This is a genomic window from Ensifer sp. Root1252 (genome assembly GCF_001425885.1).
GTDB lineage: Bacteria > Pseudomonadota > Alphaproteobacteria > Rhizobiales > Rhizobiaceae > Ensifer > Ensifer canadensis.
On sequence record NZ_LMDT01000047.1, the window covers coordinates 1 to 4,966 of the forward strand.

General features: G+C 57.8%; 6 protein-coding genes. 4 read left to right on the forward strand and 2 right to left on the reverse strand.

Annotated features, from left to right (window positions below; all coding sequences use genetic code 11):
* Nucleotides 1–150 precede the first annotated feature (150 nt).
* Nucleotides 151–606, forward strand: coding sequence for a hypothetical protein (locus ASD02_RS31825; RefSeq protein ID WP_057221544.1), 456 nt, complete (start codon nucleotides 151–153; stop codon nucleotides 604–606).
* 151 nt (nucleotides 607–757) lie between these two features.
* On the opposite strand, the gene ASD02_RS31830 is transcribed toward ASD02_RS31825, so the two are convergent.
* Together ASD02_RS31830 and ASD02_RS31835 are read right to left on the reverse strand one after the other, a co-directional pair.
* A complete protein-coding gene (locus ASD02_RS31830) occupies nucleotides 758–1,786 on the reverse strand; it encodes an IS1595 family transposase (protein WP_057221545.1) in 1,029 nt (342 codons plus the stop codon).
* A gap of 274 nt (nucleotides 1,787–2,060) precedes the next feature.
* Nucleotides 2,061–2,357, reverse strand: coding sequence for a hypothetical protein (locus tag ASD02_RS31835; RefSeq protein WP_057221546.1), 297 nt, complete (start codon nucleotides 2,355–2,357; stop codon nucleotides 2,061–2,063).
* Nucleotides 2,358–2,638: 281 nt separating this feature from the next.
* Here ASD02_RS31835 and ASD02_RS31840 point away from each other — a divergent pair, with 281 nt between their 5' ends.
* The 3 genes from ASD02_RS31840 to ASD02_RS31850 all read left to right on the forward strand — a co-directional run bounded on the left by ASD02_RS31840 (nucleotide 2,639) and on the right by ASD02_RS31850 (nucleotide 4,782).
* The gene (locus ASD02_RS31840) at nucleotides 2,639–3,634 is read left to right on the forward strand and encodes a CHAT domain-containing protein (RefSeq protein ID WP_057221547.1); all 996 of its coding nucleotides are present in this window, start codon (nucleotides 2,639–2,641) and stop codon (nucleotides 3,632–3,634) included.
* Nucleotides 3,635–3,970: 336 nt separating this feature from the next.
* The gene (locus ASD02_RS31845; protein WP_057221548.1) at nucleotides 3,971–4,240 is read left to right on the forward strand and encodes a hypothetical protein; all 270 of its coding nucleotides are present in this window, start codon (nucleotides 3,971–3,973) and stop codon (nucleotides 4,238–4,240) included.
* A gap of 284 nt (nucleotides 4,241–4,524) precedes the next feature.
* Complete coding sequence (locus ASD02_RS31850) at nucleotides 4,525–4,782, forward strand: hypothetical protein (RefSeq protein ID WP_057221549.1); 258 nt, start codon at nucleotides 4,525–4,527, stop codon at nucleotides 4,780–4,782.
* The last annotated feature ends 184 nt before the right edge of the window (nucleotides 4,783–4,966 follow it).

Below are 4,966 nucleotides of genomic sequence, written 5' to 3' on the forward strand. Positions count from 1 at the left end.
GGCTCAGGCCATGGATGCCGCAATGAATCACGGAGTGCCAGATGTCACCCTGACGAAAGTTCTGTGTTGACCCTCCTCATATAAGCAAATGCCACAAGATTTCCGACGCAAAAATTGTTACCTCCAGCTCCGTCGATGGAGTTGGATTGTATGGCGTCGGTCGTCGAAGAATTGAAAGCCAAGCTGGCCGAATTGGAGGCGCAGCTTGAGTCGATCAGGGCTGAGGCTCTGATCCTGGAAGGCCAAAAGGCGGCGGTCCTGACCGTGATCAAGGTCTTCGATCCCAGCGCGATGTCCGAAGTTCGTCAGCAGACCAAGAAGAGGGATCGATCAACGCCCGGCCGGCGCGTCACCGACCTTCTCAAAGGCCGCGATGTCCGCCGCGGCGTTCTCGAACTTCTCAGAGATTCCGAAGAGCCGGTCCTTGCCGGTGATTTGTCGAAACGGTTTGCCGAACGCGAGGGCTTTGCGACCGAAATCGACGGGATCGGCCCAAACCTGGCTGGGAGGTTCTCCGGCCTACTCGAACGGATGGAGCAGGCAGGGCTTGTTCGGTCGTCGGACGCTCCAAACGGACGCAGACGATTATGGGAGATTGCCAGATAGCGTCTGGATATGGGGTGGCTTAGAGCAAAACCTCGTTTGGCTTTTTGGTGGTGAGCGGCGGGAAAATAGGTCGTCTTGCCATTTTGAACATCCTTCTGCACCCTCAAGCCTGCCTGACGGCTAATCCTCGGTCAACGCTGACGCTCCTCGATCACAGCAGATAGCGCTGCTTCTTGACCGTCGTGTCTTCGTCCCACACCTGGCCGTCGATCCGCTCCGCCGCACCCTGCCAGTAGCCGCAAAGGTTCTCCGACGTCGTGCGGTGGGTGACGGTGCGCAGCACGTCGGCGAGCTGCCAGCGAAGGCCCATGTAACGGGTGTCTTCCTTCCAGGCGATCATCGCCATGTACCAGTCCAGGTATTTCACTGAGAAGCGGTGGTGAATGCCGACATACGAGCGCTCGGCGCGGGCGAAGAAGCTCTCGATCCGGTTTGTGTCGGTCCCGTCCTCGGTCTGGTAGGCCTTGCTGTGATTTACTCGTCGGAGGATCGCCAGGCCGACAAGATCGTCGTACGATCCATGTTCGTCGGCGGTCAGCAACGACCGTGGCTCGACGTGGTCACGCACGGCCGCCCAGGCAGCTTTCGGGTTCTCGTCTGAGACGACACGCGTGATCGTCCTGTTCGGCGCATCAGGATTGTGCTCGCGGATCGAAAGTACGCACATGCGCTTGCCGTTCTGGTTTTCCCTGCGGCGGCGGTCGATACGCTCCTCCTTCTTGTTTTCCGGCTTGATGTGTCCGCCGATGTACTTGCCGTCGATCTGGACGGAACCCCAGAGCTTCATCTTCGCCCGGCGCTTGCCGATCGCCTCCCTGATCTTCGCCAACAGAACCCAGGCGGTCTTGTACTCGACGCCGAGCTTGCGGGTGAGGTGCAAGGCGGCCATGCCCTTGACAGCCGTGACATCCTCCCAGATGGCGATGATGAGTTTCTTGAACGGGAGCTTGCGCGAGTGAAAGACGGTGCCGGACGTCACCGAGAACTCCCGCATGCACTCGCCCTCCGAACAGCGAAATCGCCGACGTCTGATGCTGTAAGGGGAAAGGTCTCCGCACTTCGGGCAGAACGGCTCGCCGCCGTTTGCCGACCAGCGAAACGAGCAGAACAGGCCGTAAGCCTCGTGTTCGCCGAGCCCCCACACGGCCGCCGGATCGACGTTGCGCGCCTTCTTGGTCAACAGGAAGTGCTGACCGTATTCGTCTTTGGGGTCAGGCCAGAGGCAACGCTCGTATTTCCAACCTCCTGGCCTCTTCTTCGAAGGGGTCGTAGGCGTTTGGATACAGGATCGGGAGCTTGTTGGAAGACATGGTCACCTCGGGACACGAAACACATGCTGACGGCCGCCCTTTGGGGCGGGGGTGAAGTCGTCAGCCTATTCGTGTCGCTCTCGTAACCATGCCCTCTCATACCAGGCGGCTTTGCGTGAGTCGATTCGAGGTGAACAGATATGGTTAAGCGATGCCGACTGGTCTTTGGGCAACAAAGTCTTCTTGGGCTTCCGCTACCAAAGCATCGAGCTTCCATTCCCTGAATAATTCTTCGCGTAGATGTCTGTCAGACTGTGGAATTGGAGCTGGTTCTCCGATCCAGCCGATATCGATGAGCATGTCTTTCACCCTTCGGAAAAACGAGCGTTCATCAAGTTCCATCATGATCAGCGCAAACAGCGCCATTGCCGCATTGTCGGTCAGACAGTGAGGGCCGTGAGCATAAGAGTAGTCAGCCAACTCGCGAGCAATATCAGACATAGACGCAGCACCATCAAAAGAACAGATAGGGTATGCTGATCTAGCTAGTGGATTCTCGTCAATACATTTCTTGCAAGGCTATGACAACCAATGGCTGTGTTTTTGATGCACCATTCTACCTTGTGGCATTTGCTCCATAATTCCGGACATTTATCCCGAGTTATCCTCGGCAAAACCCCTTTGGACCTTGATCTTGAGTAGCGTTCGCCCCAGCGTGTGCACAAATCATCGTAGAGGGCGGGATGAGTCGGACAGGTACCCTTCGAGCCGAAATTGCGCGGTTGCTTAAAACAGAAGCCGACTTACATAACGCGCTCGCGAAACATATCGGTGACGCGAATAAACAGTCGGCAGATGCAAACAAGAAGTTCGACGCGGCCGCGAAGACCAAATCGCCGTCTACTCGATCAAGTTATCTGAGGCAGGCAGAGAGCACTGCAAAGAAGGCGGCAGATTCCGAAAAGAAGGCCGCTGCAGTTAGGAAGAAACTGTCGGCGCTGGTGTCCAGCAAGGTATCAAAGCAAAAAAGCCTAGCGGCCTCGGAGGAAGCTGATCGGAGAAAGATATCGCGGGATGCGGCCAAAGAACGGAAGGCGGAGACGAACCATGTCAGGCAGATGGCGACGATGCGTAGGAGCGCTTTGAACATTCCACCGCCAAAGCCTGAGCCGCTCCGGGTCCTGTACCTGACAACAAACCCGGAGGCATTCAATGACGGGGCGCTGCGGACTGATGCCGAGGTTCGTAACGTCCAGAAGGAATTAAGAGGCAGCCGTTATAGGGATCGAGTCCAGGTTAGCCACTTTCCTGCGGCCACCTTCGAGGACATGCTCCAGGGAATGAATGACAGAAGGCCACATGTGATCCATTTCTCGGGACATGGCGGAGGCTCCGGCATTCTTTTCGACAACGGTAGCGTCGATAGCCCAGCCGGAATCGGAATGCAGTACCACAAGCTTGAGAAGTTTCTTTCGGCGACCGATGAGCCGCCGCGTCTCCTCGTCCTCAACGCATGTGGCACGCTGGACGGAGCGGAGACGCTTCTCGACGCCGTTCCCGTTGTTATCGCCATGTCGGACTCGATAACCGACCTGGCCGCGGTCACGTTCGCCAGTGCATTCTATTCTGCGATCGCCAGTGCGCAATCTGTCGGAACCGCACTGAAACAAGCCAAAGCCGTTCTTTCGATGTTGCCATCGGCTGAGGACCATCTCCCCGATTTCATCGCCAGAGATGATGTCGACATCGAGAACCTGATACTGGTGATCCCCGACTGAGCTCGCGATCATTGCTGCCACGGAAATGCCGATCCTAGACCTTTACCGATCGGACGTGTTCATCAAAGCGGAGCAAACCGCAAGCTAATCAATCATTGGACAGCGGTTGTCCCGAACGTGCGGATGGTTGCCATAGCGGTTGCGCCAGCAAGCGCCGTTCTGCCGCCTATTGACGAGTCGAAGTCCCATGGAAGCATTCCTCCGGCAATGCTTCCTCTTGCGAAGAATTCCAACACTTCAAGGCACGAGCCAACTGTCTGCCCCGGCTTTGCGCATGCCCTTCCGCAACCTCGAAGGCGGCGACTGTGGGCTGCCTGCGAAGCGTTACGTGCCACGGTGCGGGACCGGATCCAGCAACCCCTGGAGAATGACGCCATCATCCAGCTGCACCTGGATTATCGCTGTTTGCGCGGCGGAAAGGCAGCACTCGCCGATACGCTGGGAGCACTCGGCACCGCCCTGCAAGCTAACGGTGCCACGACCATTGATTTGCCGTTGACCTCGGTGTCGCCGCGAGGAGAGGGCATTGCCATACCGATGCGGCTCTCGCGTTCGATCAAAGCCAAGCTTGTCAAGCATGGTGGCGATGACGTGCAGGTCGCGTAATTTGGTGCTCGAACTCGGACCGGCGAAGGCGCAGGTGAAGATGATCGTGACGCGGCCGCCGAAAGCGCCGTCCGCTCAAGGATGCCGGACGGTCGTGGCCGAGGACTGGGGTTCATCAATTCCTCCAGCATCGTCGTGTTGCGCAGCCGATCGACGATCGGTGAAGTCGCGCTGGCCGGCGTCGCCGGTCTAACGGTGGTGATGGCAGGAAGCTGACCAAAGAGCAGGCGCGGCTATTCCTGGAGACGCATGTCTGCGAGGATGACGTCGAAGTCCTGGATCACGTGCAGTTCGATAGCCGGGATTTCCTCGGCAGCATCGCCGCCCAGGCGAAGAAGATCGATCGACTTCGCTCCGAGGTCGACCGTCTCTACAATCGCCTCGACCGCATCCGTGCCGAGCTCAATATCGTTGCAGATCTGGACGTCGGCGCGCTCCTCCCTGATACGCCGATCAGCCAGACCATCAACGCTACATGGCGGTGCACGGCCGGTTCTGCCGGCTGCCGGCCGCAGTCGGACGGCTCAAGCCAAATCGCTTAGTTCAGCCTCTTGCCGGACGCTCAGACGCCGTATCGAGCGGATGTTACTCGCTTATGGTCACTGAAACAGCCTCAATATGGCTTGAGGCTGCGGGTTTCGGCAAAGTCCGGACAGGGTTTCCGGTAATCTCCGGACACCGTTTTCAGTAATTCCCGGACAGTGATTCCGCTAAATCCCGGACAGT